Annotated in this window: 20 protein-coding genes and 1 tRNA gene; 8 read left to right on the top strand and 13 right to left on the bottom strand. The window is 68.0% G+C overall.

The annotated features are described in order from the left end of the window. The first annotated feature begins 8 nt into the window (after positions 1 to 8). A complete protein-coding gene (locus FEK34_RS22945) occupies positions 9 to 6125 on the top strand; it encodes a non-ribosomal peptide synthetase (RefSeq protein WP_171048339.1) in 6117 nt (2038 codons plus the stop codon). A 28-nt stretch (positions 6126 to 6153) separates the two neighbouring features. On the opposite strand, the gene FEK34_RS22940 is transcribed toward FEK34_RS22945, so the two are convergent. Next, complete coding sequence (locus tag FEK34_RS22940) at positions 6154 to 6597, bottom strand: hypothetical protein (protein WP_138450862.1); 444 nt, start codon at positions 6595 to 6597, stop codon at positions 6154 to 6156. 256 nt (positions 6598 to 6853) lie between these two features. Between FEK34_RS22940 and FEK34_RS30125 the strand changes: the two genes are divergently transcribed. The 3 genes from FEK34_RS30125 (at position 6854) to FEK34_RS22930 (ending at position 8541) form a co-directional block, all read left to right on the top strand. After that, on the top strand, positions 6854 to 7009 hold the full coding sequence (locus FEK34_RS30125; protein ID WP_085996257.1) for a hypothetical protein: 156 nt from the start codon (positions 6854 to 6856) through the stop codon (positions 7007 to 7009). A gap of 34 nt (positions 7010 to 7043) precedes the next feature. Then, positions 7044 to 7247 carry a hypothetical protein gene (locus FEK34_RS22935; RefSeq protein WP_138450860.1) on the top strand — a complete coding sequence of 68 codons (204 nt, stop codon included), beginning with the start codon at positions 7044 to 7046 and terminating at the stop codon, positions 7245 to 7247. An 85-nt stretch (positions 7248 to 7332) separates the two neighbouring features. Continuing rightward, complete coding sequence (locus FEK34_RS22930) at positions 7333 to 8541, top strand: DUF418 domain-containing protein (RefSeq protein ID WP_138450858.1); 1209 nt, start codon at positions 7333 to 7335, stop codon at positions 8539 to 8541. On the opposite strand, the gene FEK34_RS22925 is transcribed toward FEK34_RS22930, so the two are convergent. After that, positions 8510 to 8701, bottom strand: coding sequence for a hypothetical protein (locus tag FEK34_RS22925; RefSeq protein WP_138450856.1), 192 nt, complete (start codon positions 8699 to 8701; stop codon positions 8510 to 8512). The two genes, FEK34_RS22930 and FEK34_RS22925, sit on opposite strands and share 32 nt — an antisense overlap. Before the next feature lie 129 nt (positions 8702 to 8830). Here FEK34_RS22925 and FEK34_RS22920 point away from each other — a divergent pair, with 129 nt between their 5' ends. Next, complete coding sequence (locus FEK34_RS22920; RefSeq protein WP_138450853.1) at positions 8831 to 10051, top strand: acyl-CoA dehydrogenase family protein; 1221 nt, start codon at positions 8831 to 8833, stop codon at positions 10049 to 10051. Positions 10052 to 10153: 102 nt separating this feature from the next. Here FEK34_RS22920 and FEK34_RS22915 read toward each other — a convergent pair whose 3' ends face one another. The 5 genes from FEK34_RS22915 to FEK34_RS22895 form a co-directional block, all read right to left on the bottom strand. Then, the gene (locus FEK34_RS22915; protein WP_138450852.1) at positions 10154 to 10420 is read right to left on the bottom strand and encodes a YdeI/OmpD-associated family protein; all 267 of its coding nucleotides are present in this window, start codon (positions 10418 to 10420) and stop codon (positions 10154 to 10156) included. A 137-nt stretch (positions 10421 to 10557) separates the two neighbouring features. Beyond that, a tRNA-Leu gene (locus FEK34_RS22910) sits at positions 10558 to 10634 on the bottom strand. 60 nt (positions 10635 to 10694) lie between these two features. After that, the gene (locus FEK34_RS22905) at positions 10695 to 11240 is read right to left on the bottom strand and encodes a hypothetical protein (protein WP_138450850.1); all 546 of its coding nucleotides are present in this window, start codon (positions 11238 to 11240) and stop codon (positions 10695 to 10697) included. 4 nt (positions 11241 to 11244) lie between these two features. After that, entirely contained in the window at positions 11245 to 12723 is a 1479-nt protein-coding gene (locus FEK34_RS22900) for an amino acid permease (RefSeq protein ID WP_138450848.1), read from the bottom strand. Between the two features lie 36 nt (positions 12724 to 12759). Next, on the bottom strand, positions 12760 to 14226 hold the full coding sequence (locus FEK34_RS22895) for a peptide MFS transporter (protein WP_138450846.1): 1467 nt from the start codon (positions 14224 to 14226) through the stop codon (positions 12760 to 12762). A 203-nt stretch (positions 14227 to 14429) separates the two neighbouring features. On the opposite strand from FEK34_RS22895, the gene FEK34_RS22890 reads away from it, so the two are divergent. Then, positions 14430 to 14879, top strand: a complete 450-nt coding sequence (locus FEK34_RS22890) for an SRPBCC family protein (RefSeq protein WP_138450844.1) — start codon at positions 14430 to 14432, stop codon at positions 14877 to 14879. Between the two features lie 103 nt (positions 14880 to 14982). Then, complete coding sequence (locus tag FEK34_RS22885; protein WP_138450841.1) at positions 14983 to 15330, top strand: hypothetical protein; 348 nt, start codon at positions 14983 to 14985, stop codon at positions 15328 to 15330. Between the two features lie 6 nt (positions 15331 to 15336). Here FEK34_RS22885 and FEK34_RS22880 read toward each other — a convergent pair whose 3' ends face one another. The 5 genes from FEK34_RS22880 to FEK34_RS22860 all read right to left on the bottom strand — a co-directional run bounded on the left by FEK34_RS22880 (position 15337) and on the right by FEK34_RS22860 (position 19625). Next, a complete protein-coding gene (locus FEK34_RS22880; RefSeq protein WP_138450839.1) occupies positions 15337 to 16284 on the bottom strand; it encodes a Ppx/GppA phosphatase family protein in 948 nt (315 codons plus the stop codon). Then, positions 16281 to 16802, bottom strand: coding sequence for a DUF501 domain-containing protein (locus FEK34_RS22875; protein WP_130917765.1), 522 nt, complete (start codon positions 16800 to 16802; stop codon positions 16281 to 16283). Before FEK34_RS22875 ends, FEK34_RS22880 begins: the two co-directional genes overlap by 4 nt. Further along, complete coding sequence (locus FEK34_RS22870) at positions 16799 to 17452, bottom strand: FtsB family cell division protein (RefSeq protein ID WP_138450837.1); 654 nt, start codon at positions 17450 to 17452, stop codon at positions 16799 to 16801. Before FEK34_RS22870 ends, FEK34_RS22875 begins: the two co-directional genes overlap by 4 nt. A 25-nt stretch (positions 17453 to 17477) precedes the next feature. Next, positions 17478 to 18761 (bottom strand): phosphopyruvate hydratase, encoded by a 1284-nt coding sequence (gene eno, locus FEK34_RS22865; protein WP_138450834.1) that lies wholly within the window; start codon positions 18759 to 18761, stop codon positions 17478 to 17480. 138 nt (positions 18762 to 18899) lie between these two features. Then, positions 18900 to 19625 (bottom strand): lytic transglycosylase domain-containing protein, encoded by a 726-nt coding sequence (locus tag FEK34_RS22860; protein WP_138450833.1) that lies wholly within the window; start codon positions 19623 to 19625, stop codon positions 18900 to 18902. A 352-nt stretch (positions 19626 to 19977) separates the two neighbouring features. On the opposite strand from FEK34_RS22860, the gene FEK34_RS22855 reads away from it, so the two are divergent. Then, complete coding sequence (locus FEK34_RS22855; protein ID WP_138450831.1) at positions 19978 to 20331, top strand: hypothetical protein; 354 nt, start codon at positions 19978 to 19980, stop codon at positions 20329 to 20331. 111 nt (positions 20332 to 20442) lie between these two features. Here the strand turns inward: FEK34_RS22855 and FEK34_RS22850 are convergent, their stop codons facing one another. After that, a complete protein-coding gene (locus FEK34_RS22850) occupies positions 20443 to 20718 on the bottom strand; it encodes a hypothetical protein (RefSeq protein ID WP_138450829.1) in 276 nt (91 codons plus the stop codon). Positions 20719 to 20724: the final 6 nt, after the last annotated feature.

Genomic DNA, 20724 nt, shown 5'->3' with positions numbered 1-20724 from the left:
CCACACTGTTGACCACAGCGGTCGAACGCGATCCCGACGCTATCGCCCTGGTGTGTGGAAATGTCTCGCTTCGATACCGCGAACTGGACGAGCAATCCACTCGGCTGGCTCGAACATTGCTGTCCCGAGGTGCCGGTCCGGAGTCGGCTGTCGCGATCGTGTTGTCGCGTTCGGTCGAGTCGATCATCGCGGTCTGGGCCGTGGCGAAAACGGGCGCGGCGTTCGTGCCGATCGACGCGAGTTACCCGGCCCATCGCATCGACTATCTACTCGGTGACTGCGGCGCGCTGATGGGAATCACCGATCGGTCGACGCGCGGGCGGCTGTCGGCCGGCATCCCGTGGCTGGTTCTCGACGACGCCACGGTCGTGGCCGAGATCGCCGCCGAATCCACCGCCGCGGTGTCCTACCAGGACCGTCCCACTCGGCTGGGCGCGGCCAACCTCGCCTATGTGATCTACACATCCGGATCCACCGGGCAACCCAAGGGCGTCGAGGTATCGCACACCGGTCTCGCGGAACTGTGCGCGCAGCTCACCGAGCGGTACTCCGTCACCGCCGACGCTCGCACACTGCATTTCGCGTCGCCGAGCTTCGATGCGTCGATCTTGGAGCTCCTGCTCGCGGTGGGTTCGGGCGCCACCATGGTGATCGCGCCGCCGTCGATTCTCGGTGGCAGCGAATTGGCGAATGTGATCGCCGCCGAGGGCGTGACGCATGCCTTCCTGACGCCGTCCGTGCTCGCTTCCATCGATCCCGCCGGACTGGACTCGCTGCGCGTCGTCGTCGTGGGTGGCGAGGCCTGCCCGGCGAGCCTCGTTCGCGAATGGGCCGGTGCGGGCAGGCGGTTCTACAACGCGTACGGCCCCACCGAGACCACGGTTGTCGTCACGATGAGTGATCCACTCGCGCCGGACGAGCCCGTCAGCATCGGATCGGCTATCGGTAGCACGCGCTGCTATGCCCTCGACTCACGCCTGCGACTCGTCGGCGAGGGCGTGATCGGCGAACTCTACGTTTCCGGCCCATCGGTCGCTCGCGGATACCACGAGCGTCGAGCACTGACGGCGCAGCGATTCGTCCCGGATCCGTTCCGTGGCTCGGGCGAAAGGATGTACCGCACGGGCGATCTCGTGCGGCGGACCGCTTCGGGCGGATTCGAGTATGTCGGTCGCGTCGACGACCAGATCCAGGTCCGCGGCGCGCGTATCGAACTCGGCGAGGTCGACGCCACCCTGGCCGGGCTCGACGGGGTACGCACCGCGGTGACCGTCGATTTCCGCTCGGTGTCCGGCGAGACCATCCTCGCCGCGTTCGTGCAGCCGGAACCCGGACACACACTCGAGCCCGCCCGGCTGTCGGAGGCGTTGACCGAGCTGTTGCCGCGGCATCTGCTGCCCAACGCGATCCACCTCGTCGACGCGATACCGACGACGCCATCCGGCAAAGCCGACCGCGCGGCATTGCGGGCCGACGCGACCGCCACCTCCGGCTACCGGGCGCCGTCCGGTGTGGGTGAGGACCTGGTCGCCGATGCGTTCGCCCGGGTGCTGGGCCGAAACATCGGCGCGGAGACGGACTTCTTCACCGCGGGCGGCAACTCGCTGCTGGCCACCCAGGTGACCGCCCTGTTGAGCGATGTCTGGGGCATCCGGGTCCCGCCGCGGCTGCTTTTCGATCACGCAACGGTGGCGACGTTGGCAAAGGCGTTGCGAACACAGGAATTCGACGTTCCCCGTCCGCCGTTGCGTGCCGGTACGCGCCCGGAGCGCATTCCGCTCTCGCCGGCACAGTTACGGTTCTGGCTGCGCAACCAGTTCGACACCGACTCGGCAGTCGACAATCTGGGTTTCGCATTGGCACTGTCCGGGGATCTGGATGTGCCGGCGTTGCGGGCGGCGTTCGCCGATGTGGTCGCCCGCCACGAATCGCTGCGGACCAGGTATCCCGCGGACGCGACCGGCCCATTCCAGCAGGTGCTCGAACCAGACGCGGCGGGCCTCGACCTGCTGGTCGCCGATATCGCGGCCGGAGCGTCCTCCGCTCAGGTCGCCGAACGGGTCCAGCAGTTGCTGTGGCGGGGCTTCGATGTCGCCGCCCGGACTCCGGTGCGGGTCGCCCTGCTGCGCGCCGACGACGGATACGTCCTGGTCTGCGCCATGCACCACATTTGTGCCGACGGATCGTCGCTGGCACCACTCGCGCGCGACATCACCGCCGCCTACGCGGCCCGCTGCGCGGGCACGGCCCCGGCATGGCGGCCGCTACCGGTGCAGTACGCCGATTACGCGCTGTGGCACCAGGACCTGCTCGGCTCCCGTGCGGACCCCGAATCCCTGCTGGCCCGGCAACTGTCCTACTGGACAGCCGAACTCGACGGTCTACCCGAGGGCCTCGATCTGCCGATGGACCGGCCGCGGCCGGCGGTGGCGTCGCTGAACGGGTCCGCGGTGCAGCGCATCGCGGATGCCGAACTGCATCGCGGCCTGATCACCGTCGCCCGCCGGCACCGCGCGACCGTGTTCATGGTGATGCGAACGGCGCTGGCGGTGATGCTAGGACGGCTGTCCGGGGCGGCCGATATCGCGATCGGTGTTCCGATGACCAATCGCGCCGAACCCGCCCTCGACAATGTGGTCGGCATGTTCGTCAATACCACCGTCTCGCGCACCCGACTCGATCCCAGCGAACGGTTCACGGCGCTGCTGGACCGCACGCGCGAACGCGACCTGATCAACTTCGCGCATTCCGATGTCCCGTTCGAGCAGGTCGTCGACGCCGTCGGCCCGATCCGGTCACCGGGTCGCCATCCCCTCTACCAGGTGGGCTTCGCGTTCCAGAACTTCGCCGAAGCGAAGCTCGATCTGTCCGAGGTGCGGTTCTCGGCCTTCGAAGTGGACACTCGAACATCCAAGACCGACCTGCATATCGCCGTGGTCGACACCCGCGACGACGACGGCAACCCCGGCCCCATCGCGATCCGGTTCACCTACGCGACCGACCTCTTCGACGAATCGACCGTCCAGCGCTTCCTCGACACCTACCTGCATCTGCTCCACCAGGTCGCGACACGCTCGGACACACCGGTCGGTGAACTCGACATCGTCGGCCCCGCCGACCGCCGGTCGTTGCGCGAGTGGTCGTCCGGAGATTCGCGCCGCATCGGCGAACAACGGTTGACGGCGCCGATCTGGCAGCGGGCGCGGGCGACACCGCATGCGGTGGCCGTGATCTGCGGTACCGAATCGGTGACCTTCCAGCAGCTGCACGACCGAGTCCACCGTGTGGCGCGCTGGTTGATCGAGCAGGGCATCGGGCCGGAAGACGTCGTCGCCGTGGCGATCCGCCGATCGATCCACCAGGTCGTGGCGTTCTGCGCGATCGCCGAAGCGGGCGCGGCCTGGGTGCCCATCGACCCCGGACACCCGGCCGAGCGGATCGGGTATGTGCTCGATTCGGCGGCACCGCGTTGTGTGCTGACCACCGTCGCCGACGGCTTCGCCGCACCGGGCGCCGAAACCGTCCACGCCATCGATGAGCTGGAGTTGTCGTCGGTGAGCGCGGAACCGATATCCGACGGCGAGCGAGTGGCCGGGACACACGGTGCGCAACCCGCGTACATCATCTACACCTCGGGCTCCACCGGCCGTCCCAAAGGCGTCGTCATCAGCCACGAAGCGATCGTCAATCAGCTCGCCTGGATGACCGACCGCTACCGCATCGACCGCACCGACAGCTACTTGCAGAAAACTCCCGCGACGTTCGACGTGTCGTTGTGGGGCTACTTCCTGCCGCTGTGGGCAGGCGCCGAACTCGTGCTCGCGGGGCCGGAGGACCACCGTGACCCAGCGGCGCTGTGCGGTCTGATCGAGCGGCATCGCTGCACGCTCACCGACTTCGTGCCGTCGATGCTGACGGTGTTCGCGGCGCATGCCGAACCGGCGGAACTCGCCACCCTCCGAGCGGTTTTCGTCATCGGCGAGGCGCTGCCGCCGGAAACGGCACACGCCTTCACCACTCGCTGCCGCGCCGAACTACACAACCTGTACGGGCCGACCGAAGCCGCGGTCAGCATCACCGAACATCAGCTCACCTCAGCGGATCCGGCCGGCGCGCAGATTCCGATCGGCATCCCGCAGTGGAACAGCCGGGTCCTCGTGCTCGACGCGCGGCTTCGGCCCGTGCCCGTCGGTGTGACGGGCGAGCTCTACCTGGCCGGGGTACAGCTGGCGCGTGGTTATCACGCGGCCGCGCCGCTCACCGCCGACCGATTCGTCGCCAACCCGCTCGGCGAGCCCGGTGAGCGGATGTACCGGACCGGTGATCTGGTGCGCTGGAACTCGGCCGGTCGACTGGAATACCTCGGTCGCACCGACTTCCAGGTGAAACTGCGTGGTCAGCGGATCGAACCGGGTGAGATCGAAACAGCCCTGCTGGCAGAACCGTCGGTGGGGCAAGCCGCCGTCACCGTGCGCCGCTCCGAGGCCGGCGACCGCCTCATCGGATATGTCGTCGCCATAGCCGGCGCCGAGATCGACCCCGGCGAGCTACGCAGCCGAGTAGGTCAGCGACTGCCGATGTACATGGTCCCCGCCGCGATCATGGTGCTCGATTCGCTGCCGATGAATTCCAGCGGCAAGCTCGATCGTGCGGCCCTGCCCGAGCCCGTATTCGCCGCGACAACCCGTGTCGCACCGCGATCGCCGCTGGAAGAGCAGATCGCGGAGGTCTTCCGGGAGGTACTCGGACTCGACGCGCTCGGCGTCGACGACGACTTCTACGAACTGGGCGGCTCATCGCTGCTGGCATTCACGCTGCACCAACGGTTGTCGGCCCGCATCGATCGCCGGATCGCCATGTCGGCGCTGCTGTCGACACCGACCGTCAGCGGTCTGGCCGCGCTCCTGGAAGGCACGACAGAGCCCACACCGATTCCCACGCACACCGTCGATGCCGTACTCGACGACGATATCGACGCGGCCGGGCGCACCGCGGTGGTCCCTGGCCCCGCGCCCACCATCCTGTTGACCGGCGCGACAGGCTATCTGGGTGCGCATCTGCTGCGGGAACTGCTCGACCGCACCGACGCCACCGTCCGATGCCTGGTTCGGGCGCCCGACTCCGAGGTAGCCGCGGCCAGGATCAGGACGGCGCTGCGGCGATACCGGTTGTGGGACCGCGCGCTCGCCGACCGCATCGTCGCCGTGCCGGGTGACCTCGCCGCACCGTTCCTCGGGCTCTCCGAGCCGGAGTTCGATCGCCTCGCCGCCGAGGTCGACGTGATCTACCACAACGGCGCCCGCGTCAACCACATCGAGCCGTACAGCCGGTTGCGGTCGGCGAATGTGGAAGGCACCCGGTGGGTTCTGCGTCTGGCCGCCACCCGGCGAGTGAAGCCGACGCACTTCGTGTCGACCATCGGCACCGCGATCTCGGCGACCGAGCCGCGCGACGTCATCGACGAGACGATCCGCCTCGCTGCGGGCGAACTACCCGACAGCGGCTACATCACCTCGAAATGGGCTGCGGAAGAACTGGTTCGGCAGGCGAATGCCCGCGGCATCCCAGCGACCATCTATCGCCCGAGCACCGTCTGCGGTTCGGCCGGTCATGGCATCAACAACGAATCGGACTCGTTGTGGAGTCTCGTACGCGCGGCGGCGGTCTTGCGGATGGCCCCCGATGTGGCGGAGGCGACCGTGTCCCTCGCACCGGTGGATTACGTCGCCGGTGCGATAGTCGCGATTTCGCTGAACGACCCATCGGAGACCGTCTACCACCTCGTGAACAAAACACCGGTGGCTCTCGGCGACATCTTCGACAGCCTGCGCGATCACGGTTTGCCGATCTCGACCACGGCCCTGCCGGCCGTGCTCGAAGCACTCGACCGCGAATCGAAGCTGCGGGCCGCAACAGGAGACGAATCCCTGGTCCGTGCGGCGCTGCTGCATTCGGGCTCGCTCGGCCCGACCCGGCACCTCGACTACGCCGATCACAACACCGTCGCGGCATTGTCGGCGACGGGGATCACATGCACGACGGTCGACCGGACGGTGATCGACACCTTCGTCGAAGAGTTCATCGCCTCCGGCTACCTGCCGGAGCGCATCGAGACCCTCGCCTGAGGTTCGCCGCCAGGGGTCCCGAGCACGGCTACGGCGTCTGGAAGGCGCCGAAACCAGGGACGATGTTGCCGCTGGTGGCGAAGACGGTGGCGGTGACCAGGCCGGTGCCGGTGGTGACGATCACCGGCTTCGGCTTGCCCGTCGAGTTGGTCGTGGTGGGCAGTTCGATGGTGCCGTTCGCGCCGGTGTTCCAGTTGCGCCAGTTGACCTGCACGGTCGGCGAGAAGGGGATGATCGAGAAGATGGGGTCGTCGACCGTGAGGGCGGTTTCCCCTGGCGTCCCGGTCGGCGTCGCCGCCACGTGCACCACGCCGACCGACGGCGACAGGTCATAGGCGTAGTTGAACACCACCGGGACCGGGAAGACGGTGGTCGGCTGGGCCACGGCGGGGCCTGAACCGCCGACCACGAACCCGAGAGCCAGCGCGATCGCGGCCAGCGCACCGGCGACGGAGCGGATCACGATATGCACCAATCTCCTCCTCGCTCGCGCGGGAATCGGCCATTCGACCCGAGTATTGCCCGCTTGCCGGAAAAATGTGCTGGTTTTTGATCACCAGTACGTCTCGATACCACAATTCCGGCGACTCGCGAAGGCCGGCGCGAGCCGGGTGCGGCGACCGGGTCCAGATGGTTGCGAATACGGCATATCGGGCGTCTACTTAATGCGACGGCAGGTCCAGAAACCGGCCTGCACCGTCATCGCTACACCTGATCGGATCCACCTCATGATCATCATCGGAGCCGTACTCCTCATTGCCGGACTGATTTTCGACGTTTCCGCGATCACCATGCTCGGCGTCGTCATCCTGATCATCGGCGCGGTGCTGTTGCTACTCGGCAGTGTCGGCCGTCCCGTCGCGGGCAGGCGTCACTACTACTGATTCACGCCCGACACCTAGTCATGAGGAGGGCGGAATGCGACGCCTAGTGACGATCGTGGCAGTCGTATGGCTGCTCATCGGCGCCTTCGCCGCCGTACAACGCGGCTATTTCACCGACCGGGAACAGAACTGCGCGAGCATCGGGACCGTCGCGGTAACCGTGATCGCCGGTCCGTTGAACTATGCCGGGGTCAACCCCAAGGTCAACGATTGCAAGCTCCCGCAACCGAGCCCGTGAGTCATTCTCCCGGCTGATCCGCGCACGGCGTAGATCATCCGGGCGGCCGATGTGGGCAAGACCCGCGACCACCTAGCGTTGCGGCATGACCCACACGGCGCAGCCGGCACGGCGCATCGGCGAAGTGGATATGCTGCGCGGTTTCGCGCTGTTCGGAATTCTGGTCACCAATGCGGCAGTGCTGACCATGCTGCTGTCGTTCACCGGACCGAATTCCGACCCGGCGCCGATGTACGACGGCACCTGGGACCGGCTCGCCTACGGAATCATCTACGGGTTTTTCCTCGGCAAGTTCTATGTGCTGTTCGCATTCCTGTTCGGGTATTCGTTCACGCTGCAAATCGCGGCCGCCGAACGCGCCGGTGCCGCACCAGTGCCGCGGCTGCTGCGCCGGTGCGAGGCACTGCTGCTGATCGGCCTGGCGCATGTGTGCCTGTTGTGGATCGGCGACATCCTCACCCTGTACGCCGTGCTGTGCGCGATTCTGGTGCTGCTGCGCAAGATTCGGCCTCGCACCGCACTGATCAGCGGCGTGCTGCTGTACGTGCTGTTCGCCGCGCTCGCGTTCGCGCCGGGCGGCGACGGCGGCGTCGGCAAGCTCGGCGCGTTCTTCGACCTGGAAGCGATTCGCACCGGATTCCTCGGTTCCCCTGCCGACGTCTTCACCACCCAACTGGCGACCGGGCCGATCTTCGTGCTGTTCACCATCGTGGGCCAGGGCTTCACCAGCATGGGCATGTTCCTGATCGGTATGGCGGCAGGCAAGGTGCGGCTGTTCGAGGACCCCGAACGGTTGCGTCGCTGGACGCCGCGGGCGCTGCTGATCGGCGTTTTCATCGGGCTGCCCGTATCGATCACGACGGTGGTCCTGCACACGCTGCACGGCAAAGTGCCGAGCTATCTGTTCGGTCTTCAGGAATTGCTCAACCCCGTGATGACCGTGCTGTACATGGCGGTGATCGTCTGGTTGGCGCAATCGAGCCGTGCGGCGTCGGTGCGCCGAATGGCACCTGCCGGACGCATGGCGGCCAGCAACTACATCGGCCAATCGGTGGTGATGGCCGTCATCTTCACCGGGTACGGGCTCGCGCTGGGCGATCGCGTCCCGCCGTTCGCCGTCCTCGCGATCGCCGTCGTCACCTATTTCGTTCAGCTATGGGTGAGCGAGCGGTGGTTGCGCGGGCACACCTACGGCCCGGTGGAATGGGTGCTGCGCGCCGCGACCTACCGGCAGTGGCCGGCGTGGCGCCGGAACGCGAGCATCAGTACCGAGGATGCTGCCACGCGCGCTTAGCGCCGACCGACGTCGACGCCGCCAGCGCCACCCACGCGGCGGTGGTGACAGCCACCAGCACCGCGGACCGGTCGTTGATGATCTGCAAGAAGATCGACGCCGCGAGAATCCCCAGCGCGAGGACGGACAGCACGATGCCGACGCGAGTTATCGGTGCCATGCAGACCATTGTCCAACTTCCGTTCACCCCGCTGCACCCGTTGGTGGTAAACCGCACACCCGGTCAACTGAATTAGAACGTGTTCTATATTTGAGGGACTGTTCCGGCGATCCCTCGGGAGTTCACGCGATGTACCAGTGGTCCGACGAAGACCTGATGTTCCGCGACGCGGTGCGCGGCTTCATCGACAAGGAGCTGAAACCCCACGTCGACCAGCTGGAAAGCGGTGCCATGCCGCCCTACGACATCATCCGCAAGCTGTATGCCACCTTCGGCCTGGACGAGATGGCGCGGGAAGGGCTGGCGAAATCGCTGGCCCGCGAGGAAGCGGGGACCACCGGCAAGTCCGGTGGCGGGTTCAGCGGCGCGGGCAGCATGGGCGTCATCCTCAACAGCGAGCTCGCCGGCGTCAGCCTCGGCCTGGTGGCCTCGATGGGCGTGAGCCTCGGCCTCACCGTCGGCACCATCCGCAGCCGCGGCACCCTCGCCCAGAAGAAGCGCTGGCTGCCGGAACTGGTGACCATGGAGAAGGTCGGCGCCTGGGCCATCACCGAACCCGATTCCGGCTCGGATGCCTTCGGCGGCATGAAGTCCTACGTGCGCCGCGACGGCGAGGACTACATCCTCAACGGGCAGAAGACGTTCATCACCAACGGGCCCTACGCCGACGTCACCGTCGTCTACGCCAAACTCGACGAACAAGACGGCACCGACCGGCGCGACCGCAAAGTCCTGACCTTCGTGCTCGACAAGGGCATGCCAGGGTTCACCCAGAGCCCGCCGTTCAAGAAGATGGGCATGAACTCCTCCCCCACCGGCGAGCTGTTCTTCGACAACGTGCGCATCACCCCCGACCGCCTGCTCGGCGAAACCGAGAACCCGGCCAAGGGCGACGGCAAGGACAGCGCCAAGGAATCCTTCGCCGCCGAACGCATCGGCATCGCCTCCCTCGCCCTCGGCATCATCAACGAATGCCACCGGCTCTGCGTCGAATACGCCAAGTCCCGCAAGCTCTGGGGCAAAGAAATCGCCCAATTCCAGCTCATCCAGCTCAAGCTCGCCGAAATGGAGATCGCCCGCATCAACGTGCAGAACATGGTGTTCAACGCCATCGAACGCACCGCCGCCGGCGAAAAGGTCTCCCTCGCCGAGGCTTCGGCGATGAAGCTCTACTCCTCCCGCGCCGCCACCGAGGTCGCGATGGAAGCCGTTCAGCTGTTCGGCGGCAACGGCTACATGGCCGAATACAAGGTCGAGCAACTCGCCCGCGACGCGAAGTCCCTGATGATCTACGCGGGCAGCAACGAGATCCAGGTGACGCATATCGCCAAGGGGCTGGTGGGCGGATAGCCAGGACGGCACCGCGAGTGCAGTCGCGTGCGGTCGGTCATCCGGTCGGCACGCGACTACACGATGCGGGCTCGAAACCGCCGATGCCCGACAGCGCGGCGATCAGCTGCCGGTGCGCTCGCGATGCTTGCATCCGGGCCAGCAGCACGGCCGGCGCTGCCCCTCCTCCAGCTCCTCCTGGGTGCGCCGAATCCGCCGCTCCCGCGTCTGCGGCTGCACCGCGTCCTCGACCCAGCAGATGAACTCGTTGCGGGCCAGCGGCGTGATATCGCGCCAGGCGGCCAGCGCCACCGAGTTGCCGGCCAACGCCGCGCGCAGGTCGTCGGGCAATTCGTGCACCACCCCGCCGGGAACCCGCTGATCAGTCATAACGCCACTGTAGGCCGCGTCCCCGCGACGACCGAAGCGGCAACACCGCTCCACCGCCTGGTGCGGACTCACTGCGGCTCGCGATGGCCGATCAGTCGGACCACGCGCACGCAGGTACCGATCTACCTGCGGATACGTGGTGCCCCCAGTGGGACTCGAACCCACACTGTGCGGATTTTAAGTCCGCTGCCTCTGCCAATTGGGCTATAGGGGCGTCGGCTCACCCTACCGACTCGTACGGGTGTACCGGAATCCCCCGGGGCGGTGGGTCGGGTCAGGTGGTGGGGTCGGATTGGATGGTTTGGCAGGTTTCGACGAGGACGTCGGCGGCGAGGAGGCCGGATTCGTTGGCGGTTTCGCGGATTTCGGCGGACAGGGCGGGGTCGGTGGTGACCTTGCACAGGGCGATCTGGAGGGCCTCGCCGAGCAGGGCCAGGTGGCGGGCGATGGCGAGTTCGTCGGCGTCGGCGTTCACCTCGTCCAGGCCGACGGGCTGGGCGTCGGACTGGATGCGGTAGCGGCGCAGGGTGTCCTCGCCGAGCACCTTCATGAACTCCACCGACGCCGCCAGGCAGCGGTTGTTGGCGACGCGGTATTCGGTGCGGTCGCAGACCCGCTCGATGAGCACCGCGGCGATGGTGGCGGCGGTGAACATGCCGTCGCACACCCGGGCCGGACCCGCTTCCGGCGGGCCGGGAGGCGCGTCCGCCAGCCCGGTGGTCACCGCGTCGATCCAGCGGATGACCAGATCGGTGCCGGAATGGTCGACGGCGCGGGCGGGAGGTTCCGCCCGGCGCCTGCGTCGCCACGGATTGCGCATCGTGTCACCCCTGTTCTGAGACGGACTTCCCGAGCACCGAATGCCGCTTGCCGTATGCGAAGTACACCACCAAACCCAGCGCCATCCAGACAATGAAACGCAGCCAGGTTTCCACCGACAGGTTGAGCATCAGCCACAGGCAGGCCAGCACCGCCAGAATCGGCAGCAGCGGCACCCACGGCACCCTGAACCCGCGCGGCAGATCCGGGCGGGTCTTGCGCAGCACCAGCACACCGATGGAGACCAGCACGAACGCGAACAGCGTGCCGATATTGACCATCTCCTCGAGCGTGCCGAACTCGATGAAACCGGCGAGCACCGCACACACCGCGCCGACGATGACCGTGATCCGCACCGGCGTGCCCCGGTTGCCGGTGTGGGCGAGCCTGCGCGGCATCAGCCCGTCGCGCGACATGGCGAACAGCACGCGGGTCTGGCCGAGCAGCATCACCATGACGACGGTGGTCAAGCCGGCCAGCGCGCCGACGGAGATGATGTTCTTCACCCAGGTGGCGCCGTGGATCGCGAAGGCGGTGGCCAGCGTCGCGTCGTCACCGGCGAGGTCGGTGTAGGGCACCATGCCGGTGAGCACCAGCGACACCGCGACGTAGAGCACGGTCACGATCATCAGCGAGCCGAGGATGCCGCGCGGCATATCGCGTTGCGGGTTCTTGGTCTCCTCGGCGGCGGTGGCGACGACGTCGAACCCGATGAAGGCGAAGAACACCAGGCTCGCCGCGGCGAGCAGGCCGTACCAGCCGAAGGTGCTGTTGCCCGCGCCGGTGACGAAGGAGAACAGCGACTGGTGCACGCCCTCGCCGCCCTCGCCCGGCTTGGATTCGGGGATGTAGGGGGTGAGGTTGTCGGAGTTGAAGTAGGTCACGCCCATCACCAGCACCAGCGCGATGACGCCGAGCTTGATGGCGACGGCCACCGCCGACACCCGCGACGACAGCTTGGTGCCGAGCGCGATCAAGCTGGTGAGCACCGCGATCAGCAGCACCGCACCCCAGTCGAAGTCGACCGAGCCGATATGCAGGATCGGTGAGCGCGACCCCATCAGCTCACCCAGATACTGCGACCACCCCTTGGACACCACCGCCGCGGCCAGCGCGAATTCCAGGATCAGGTCCCAGCCGATGATCCAGGCCGCAAGCTCACCGAAGGTGGCGTAGGAGAAGGTGTAGGCGCTGCCTGCCACCGGGACGGTCGAGGCGAACTCGGCGTAGCAGAGGGCGGTCAGCGCGCACGCGATGGCGGCGAAGACGAACGCCAGCGACACCGACGGGCCGGCCACATTGCCGGCGGTGCGTGCGGTCAGGGTGAAGATGCCCGCGCCGACGACGACGGCGACGCCGAAGACCGTGAGATCCCACGCGGTGAGCTCCTTGCGGAGTTTCGAATCCGGTTCGTCGGTGTCGCGGATCGACTGCTCCACGCTCTTGGTGCGCCACAATTGTCGGCGGCTGGTCGGTATCGCCACGGCGATCTCCTTCGTGTCGAGGTCTCCAGGTGGTGGTCAGTGGACGCCTTCCATATGCCTGCTCACCCAGGGTGAGAGGCCGGCGACAACCAGACCGGCGAGGATCGCGACCGCGCCGATGATGCCGAAGTAGGCGAACTCGTCTGCCGGATCGTAGTAGCGAGCGAGGGTCCCCGACATCGAAGTGCCGAGACCGACGGAGAAGAAGTACAGCGCCATCATCTGCGCGCGGAACACTTCGGGCGCGAGTTGGGTGGTCACGGCCAGGCCGATCGGCGAGATCAGCAGCTCGGAGACCGCGAACACACCCATGATGAACAGCACCAGCAGAGCGGGCACCGCGCGGCCGCTGCTCTGCGACATCGGCGTGAACAACCAGAACGCCAGGCCCATGCCGATCACGCCGAGGGCGAACTTGCGCGGGGTGCTCGGCGCGCGGGAGCCGAGCTTGGTCCACATCAGCGCGAACAGCGGCGAGAGCGCGATGATCCACACCGGCTCCACCGAGCCGATCCAGCTCGACGGCGCGGTCCAGCCGAAGATGTTCCAGTCCATCCGCTCATCGGAGTAGACGGCGAGCACGGTGAAGATCTGCTGGAACAGCGACCAGAACACCGCGTTGGCGATGAACAGCGGGATGAACGCACGCACCCGGCTGCGTTCGACCGCGGTCACTTTGCGGTCGACGAGCATGACCACGAAGTAGACGATCGAGGCGACGGCGATGACGCCGGTGGTGACGTCGGAGAGATTGTCCAGGGTCACCAGCCCCGTGAACGCGGCCATCGCGACGATCACCGCCGCCGCGGCGACCAGCCCGAGGACCTTGCCGATGGCGCTGCGCGGCAGCGGATCGGGGACGTTGCGTCCGGCGGTGCCGAGATTGCGCCGGAACACCACGTACTGGGCCAGCCCGAGCCCCATGCCGATGGCGGCGGCGCCGAAGCCGGCATGGAATCCCCACTCGCGTTGCAGCAGGCCGGTGAGCAGCGGGCCGACGAAGGCGCCGAGGTTGATGCCGAGATAGAACAGCGTGAACCCGCCGTCGGTGCGCGGATCGCCGTGCGGGTACAGCGTGCCGAGCAGCGAGGAGGCGTTCGCCTTGAGCGCACCGCTGCCGAGCGCCACCAGCACCAGGCCGACGCCGACGCCCGCGAGCCCGGGCAGGATGGCCAGGGCGATATGGCCGGCCATCACCACCACGCCGCCGTAGAAGACCGTGCGCTCCATACCGAGCAAACGGTCGGCGACCCAGCCGCCGAGCACCGTGGACAGATACACCAGGCCGCCGTACGCCCCGACGATGCCGACGGCGGTGTCCTGATCCATCCCGAGGCCGCCCTCGGTGGCCGAGTAGTACAGGTAGTACCCGAGGATGGTCAGCATGCCGTAGAAGGAGAATCGCTCCCACATCTCGACACCGAACAGGTTGGTCAACCCGATCGGGTGCCCGAACAACGTCCGCTCGGCGGGCGATTGCTCGGTCTTCACTGCATCGGACATGGTCAGACAATCCCACGTTCGCCGGTTGTTCACAGGCATCCACACCGAAAATGCATCGAAACGCGACGTCGTCGCGCGATTTGCGCTGGTGCCGTATCCGTCGCGACGCGCCGGGTTCGCCGCGGGTGATTAGGCTCGGGCTTCGGAACATCACTGACGTGGCGAGTGCGGACGGTCGGGCAGACGACGGAGGCGGTGCGCGGATGACGGAAGTCGAAGTGACGGTGCCGGTGCCGATCGACCAGGCCTTCGCGGCCCTGGCCGACGGCTGGTTATATGCGAGCTGGGTCGTCGGCGCCTCCCATATCCGGGTGGTGGACCGTGGCTGGCCCGCCGTCGGCACCCGCATCCATCACAGCGTCGGCCTGTGGCCGCTGACCATGCAGGACGTCACGAAGGTCACCGCTGTCGACCCGCCGCACATGCTCGAACTCGACGCCCACCTGTGGTTGATCGGCGCGGCCTGGATCCGCTTCGACCTCGACGAGCCACAACCCAACCTGACCCGGATCACGATGTCGGAGCGCGCGTCCCGTGGCCTGGGCAGCCTCATCCCCGGCATCGCGCAGGACCTGTTCTTCACCGCCCGCAACCAGGAGTCGCTGGACCGGCTCGCGCACCTGATCATCGGGCGGGCCGAAGCGCAGCCGTGACGCCGCGGTGGACGAGCGCAATCAGTTCGATCTTCCCACCGCACAACAGTTCTGGGTAGTCTCGATGCCGCGGCAGACCACCGCGTCAACGGGAGGGAATCACATGCGTTTCGCACGAGCAGCGATGGGCGCCGCAGCGCTCACGGCCCTGGCCGCCGGCTTCTGCGCACCGGCCGCGCAGGCCGCACCGCCGGGATATGTCACCTGCGGCGCGACGCCGGTCGGTTCCCGGCTGGACGTCACCTGCACCAACACCGACGTCGGCGCGGGCACCGGCACCCTCGTCGGGCTGTGCAGCAACCTGCGCATCCTGTATGAAGCCCACTTCCGGCTGGCGGGCAACTCCTCGGGCACCTTCAGCCAGGATTGCGGACCGGGTGCGCAGCCGATCTGGTGGCACACGCCGGGTATCACCGACTACCAGCAGATGTTGCAGAACCGGGGCACCTGAGGCGAATCAGGCGATCGAGAGGGCGATGCCGTCGAGGATGTCGTGCTCGCTGACCACCAGTTCGGTGATTCCGGCGCGGCGGGCGAGTTCTTCGGACAGCACTTCGGTGATGACGGCGCCGCCGCCGATGACGTCGACGCGGCCGGGGTGCATGGGGCCGAGAGCGGCGCGTTCATCGTGATTCATCGCGACAAGGCGGTCACAGACCTCATGCAGCTGCTCGAGCGTCAGCCGGGTGAGATGCACGCGCTCGGAGTCGTATTCGGGCAGATCCAGGGCGACGGCGGCGATGGTGGTCATGGTGCCCGCGACGCCGACCCAGGTGTGCGCCGAATCGACGGGCACATGGGTGAAGGCCTCGGCGAGGCGTTCGGCGGCGAAAGCGCGTGCGGCGGTGACCTGTTCTGCGTCGGGCGGGTTGCCGGGCAGGCAGCGTTCGGTGATGCGGACGCAGCCGATGTCGGCGGAGTAGGCGGCGTGCACGCCGTCGCTGTCGCCGAGCACCAGTTCGGTGGAGCCGCCGCCGAGATCGACGACGACGAACGGGCCTGCGTCAGCGGACAATTCGCCGACCGCGCCGGAGAACGACAGCCGCGCCTCCTCGTCACCGGTGATGACCTCTGCCTCCGCGCCCGGCACCACGGCACCGAGTTCGGCGCGGGTCATGGCGAAGAAATCCTCGCGGTTGGCGGCGTCACGGGTGGCGGACGTGGCGACCATCCGCACCCGGGCGACCTGGTGCGCACGCATGAGCGCGACGTAGTCGGCGAGCGCGACGCGGGTGCGTTCGATGGCTTCGGGCGCGAGCCTGCCGGTCGCGTCGACGCCCTGGCCGAGCCGCACGATGCGCATCTCGCGATGCACGTCGGTGAGCTTGCCGTCGGCGCCGATATCGGCGATCAGCAGGCGGATCGAGTTCGTGCCGCAATCGACGGCGGCGACCCGGTCACTCATGCCTGCTCCTCCGCACGCTCGAACCGCGGCCAATCCGCCGGGACCGCGGTGCCGCGCAGACCGTGCTCGGCGGCCAGCGCGACTGCCTCGTCGCCGAGCGGATTCACACCGGGGCCCTTGGCCAGCGAATGCGCGATCAGCACGTGCAGGCATTTGACCCGCTCGGGCATGCCGCCACCGGTGAAATCGGTGCCGAGCGGCTCGATGGCATCGCGTTCGGCCAGATAGCTCTCGTGCGCGGCGCGATAGGCGGCGGCCAGCTCGGGATCGGTGCCGAGGCGTTCGGTCATCTCCCGCATCACACCCGCCGACTCCTGCCTGCTCGCCTCGGCGGTGAGCCGCGGATCGGTGAGGTAGTACAGGGTCGGGAACGGGGTGCCGTCGGGCAGCCGTGGCGCCGTCTTCACCACCGCGGGCACACCATCGGGGGTGCGGTAGGCGATGGCGAGCACCCCGCGCGGGGTGCGGCCCAGCTGTTCTTCGATGATCCGCAGATCCCGGTCGTCGGGTTCGGTCACCTGGGTCCTTCCGGGTTCGGCGCGGGCGCGGCCGGCGGCGTCGTGGTCACGGGTGCGGGTTCGGGGGCCGGCTGTGGTTCGGACACACTGCGCCACAGGCCGGTATACCAGGGGTCCGGTTCCCGCGACGGCGTCGTCGGGCCCGGGCGCGCGGGCGCCTCGATACCGGGAACCTGCACGATATACGGCGTTTCGCCGGGCATCACCAACCGCAGCCGGTCCTTGGCCTCGGAGCGGATATAGGCCGGATCCTGCTGCTGGGCGCGGCGATCACGCAACCGCGCCAGATCGGCCTCGAGCTGCCTGCGTTCCTGAGCCAACTGGGCGGCCTCGGCCCGCTGACTGAAATAGGTGCGCATCGGCACCGCCAGCGTCAACGCCAGCGCGCACACGACCATCGCCAGAATGACCGCCTTGCCGGTGGACAAACCGAGGATGGTGCGTTCGGGCGCGTCCTTGCCCGCCGGCTTCTTCTTCCGGGCGCGGATCTTGCGCGGCTCGGCCTTGTCGTCGGGGCGGCGCCGCGCGGTACGGCTCGGCGCCGCGGCCCGGCCGTGCTGATCGGCGGCGGGACGGGAACGGGCGGCACGCGACGTGCGGCGGTCGCCTCGTCCGGCTGGACTGGTACCACGCGCACGTCGCTCCGTCATATCCCTACCCCATGTATCGCTGCTGTCAGTCCTCGAACGCGAAGCGCGGGAACGCGACGTCGCCCGCGTAACGCGCCGAATCACCGAGGGCGTCCTCGATGCGCAGCAGCTGGTTGTACTTGGCCACGCGCTCGCTGCGGGCGGGCGCGCCGGTCTTGATCTGACCGCTGCCGACGGCCACCGCCAGGTCGGCGATGGTGGTGTCCTCGGTCTCGCCGGAGCGGTGGCTCATCATGGTCTTGTAGCCGTTGCGGTGGGCGAGCTCGACGGCGTCGAGGGTCTCGGTCAAGGTGCCGATCTGGTTGACCTTCACCAGCAGCGCGTTCGCGGCGCCCTTGCTGATGCCCTCTTCCAGGCGCTCCGGGTTGGTGACGAACAGGTCGTCGCCGACCAGCTGGATCTTGTCGCCGATCTGATCGGTCAGCGCGACCCAGCCGTCCCAGTCGTCCTCCGACAGCGGGTCCTCGATGGAGACCAGCGGGTAGGCGGTGAGCAGGTCGGCGTAGAACTGCGCCATCTCGGCGGCGGTGCGGACGTTGCCCTCGAACTTGTAACCGGCGTCGGAGTAGAACTCGGTGGCGGCCACGTCCAGCGCCAGCGCGACATCGCTGCCCAGCTTCAGGCCGGTCTTGGCGATCGCGGAGCTGATCAGGTCGAGCGCCTCGCGGGTACCGGCGACGTCAGGGGCGAAACCGCCCTCGTCACCGAGGCCGGTGGCCAGGCCCTTCGACTTCAGCACCGACTTGAGCGCGTGGTAGACCTCCGCGCCCCAGCGCAGCGACTCCTTGAAGGTGGGCGCGCCGATCGGGGCGACCATGAACTCCTGGACGTCGACGCCGGTGTCGGCATGCGCGCCACCGTTGAGGATGTTCATCATCGGCACCGGAAGCACGTGGGCGTTCGGGCCGCCGAGGTAACGGAACAGCTCGAGACCGGAGGATTCGGCGGCGGCGCGGGCCACCGCGAGCGACACACCCAGCAGGGCGTTGGCGCCAAGGCGCGACTTGTCCGGGGTGCCGTCCAGATCCAGCAGCACCTGGTCGACGGTGCGCTGCTCGACCGCGTCCAGACCGATGACGGCCGGGGCGATCTCGTCGAGCACACCCTCGACGGCCTTCTGCACACCCTTGCCCAGGTAGCGGTCGCCGCCGTCGCGCAGTTCCACCGCCTCGTGCTCACCGGTGGACGCGCCGGACGGCACAGCCGCCCTGGTCAGCGTGCCGTCGTCGAGGGCGATCTCGACCTCGACGGTGGGGTTTCCGCGCGAATCCAGGATCTCGCGAGCTCCGACCTGTTCGATGATGGCCACGAAAACGACACTCCTTCGGCTGCTGGCACGGTGGTTGATGACGTGTTGGCCGTGCGCTGCGAGCCTAACGCCCACCGCGCTCTGGGAGTAACCGGCACTCCGAGTGCACCGGGGGCGGGACCGCGGGCGTGGGCGGCCTCACGCTCGCCGCCCCACACTGTAGGCAGCGGCGCGGTCGCGGACATCTCGCATGTAGCTCTCGGAACGGTTGTAGGTGAACAACGCCTTGGACCAGCCTTCGGGCGAGGTGAGCACGCCGCCGCTGTCGCAGAGATAGCGGGCGGCGGTGAGGGCGGCGTCGTCGATGCTGTGCGGATCGATCACGCCGTCGCCGTTGGCGTCCACGCCCCAGCGCTTCCAGGTCTCCGGGATGAACTGCAACGGGCCGACGGCGCGGTCGTGCACCGGGTCGCCGTCGAGGGCGCCGTTATCGGTGTCGGGGATGCGCGCCACGCCCGGGGAGCCGTCCAGGGCGATCCCGATGATCGGCGGGTCGACGCGGCCGGTCTCGCTCACCTCCGAACCGCGGTAGGTGCCGTGCTTGCTCTCCACGCTGCCGATCCCGGCGAGGGTGGTCCAGGCGATGCCGCAATCGGGCCGCGCGCGCACCATCACCGCGGCCGCGTACCCGTAGGCCTCCAGCGCGGGCACCGGGATGCGCAGCGTGTCGGCGTGTTCGGTGGCCCAGGCGTTCAGCTGAGCGGCGGTGCGTCCGGGAGCGTCGATGTCGATCACGGGCAGCGGCGCGCCGGGCCCCGGCGGCAGCCCCTCCGGGATCGGCACCAGGTCGCGGTCGATCCCGCAACCGGCGAGCACCAGCGCGGCGAGGGTGACGGCGATCGCGCCGGTCTTCTTCGAGAGCACCCTTCCATCATCCAGATCGGCGGGACCGGGCACGGGCGCCGCACGGTGGGGTGGGTCACTCGGTGGCGAGCGAGGAAGCGTGAACCGGTGTCGCAGGGCTCGGTCGAGGGGCGTGCGTGCGACCGCCGGACAGGGGTGCGGGCGGGGATCGAATCGGGTAGAGGGGTGTGCAGGCGGGACCGTTCGGTCGCTGAGTACCGGGTGGTGCGGCGGTGCGTGTCCTCGGTCCCGAGATCGGCCGTGGCAGGCTCGGGGTCGATTGCGGCGGCAAGGCGGCTCCCTCGTACACGTTTGTGGCTGAGACTTGCGGCAACTCGGCAGGTAGGTAGCCGAGTGGCCGAGGTGCGTTGACATGACGAATGACGTGGAGAAACGCTGGACCGATGAGGGGACCTACCGGCGTGCGGCGACGTATGCGCTGGCGGTCATCGCGGTGGCTGCGGTCGTCTTCGGGGTCAGCGCGTTCTGGGCGAGCGCGCACTGCGGTGAACACGAGCCGCTGATGTGCGATGTGCCCGCGCAGTCGGCGATCCTGCTCGGGCCGACGGTGGTGGCGTTGCTCGGCGGGATCGGCGCGTTCGTGCAGACGCTGCGTCAGTGGCGACGGGGCAGCAATTGGGTGATCTGGCAGGGCGCCGGGTGGTTCCTGTTCACGCTGACGATGTTCTATATCGCGATGGGCGCGCGGTCCATCGGCGTGAACTGAGCCCGGCGCCCGACTTCGATGCCACAACTCCGGCCACACGCTATGCCACGAGGGTGATCGGCCCCCGCACGCTGGCTGGTCCCCTTTCCCGCGCCGATCCCGGAACAGGCACTATCCCGTGCCGAGAGCGAAGACGAGTGTTGCCAGGCCGCCGAGGGTGCACAGGAGGCCGATCAGGTTGGACCAGAACGCGATTCGTTCGATATGCCGCTGCCGTTCGCGGTGCCGGAAGTACCCGGAGGTGGGGATCCAGTCGCCGACGAAACAGAAATCGGCGGTGCGCCGGGCGCGTGCACCGACCACGTGCGCGACGGCACCCGTCACCAGGGCCACGAGCGCGACCGTGCTGAAGATGGCGATGGCGGCGACTGCGAAGGAATGAGCCATGAAAAC

The sequence above is a fragment of the Nocardia cyriacigeorgica genome, from assembly GCF_005863245.1.
Taxonomy (GTDB): Bacteria; Actinomycetota; Actinomycetes; order Mycobacteriales; family Mycobacteriaceae; genus Nocardia; species Nocardia cyriacigeorgica_C.
The sequence above is the reverse complement of the archived record's forward strand: the minus strand, read 5'-3'. Positions and strand labels throughout refer to the sequence as shown.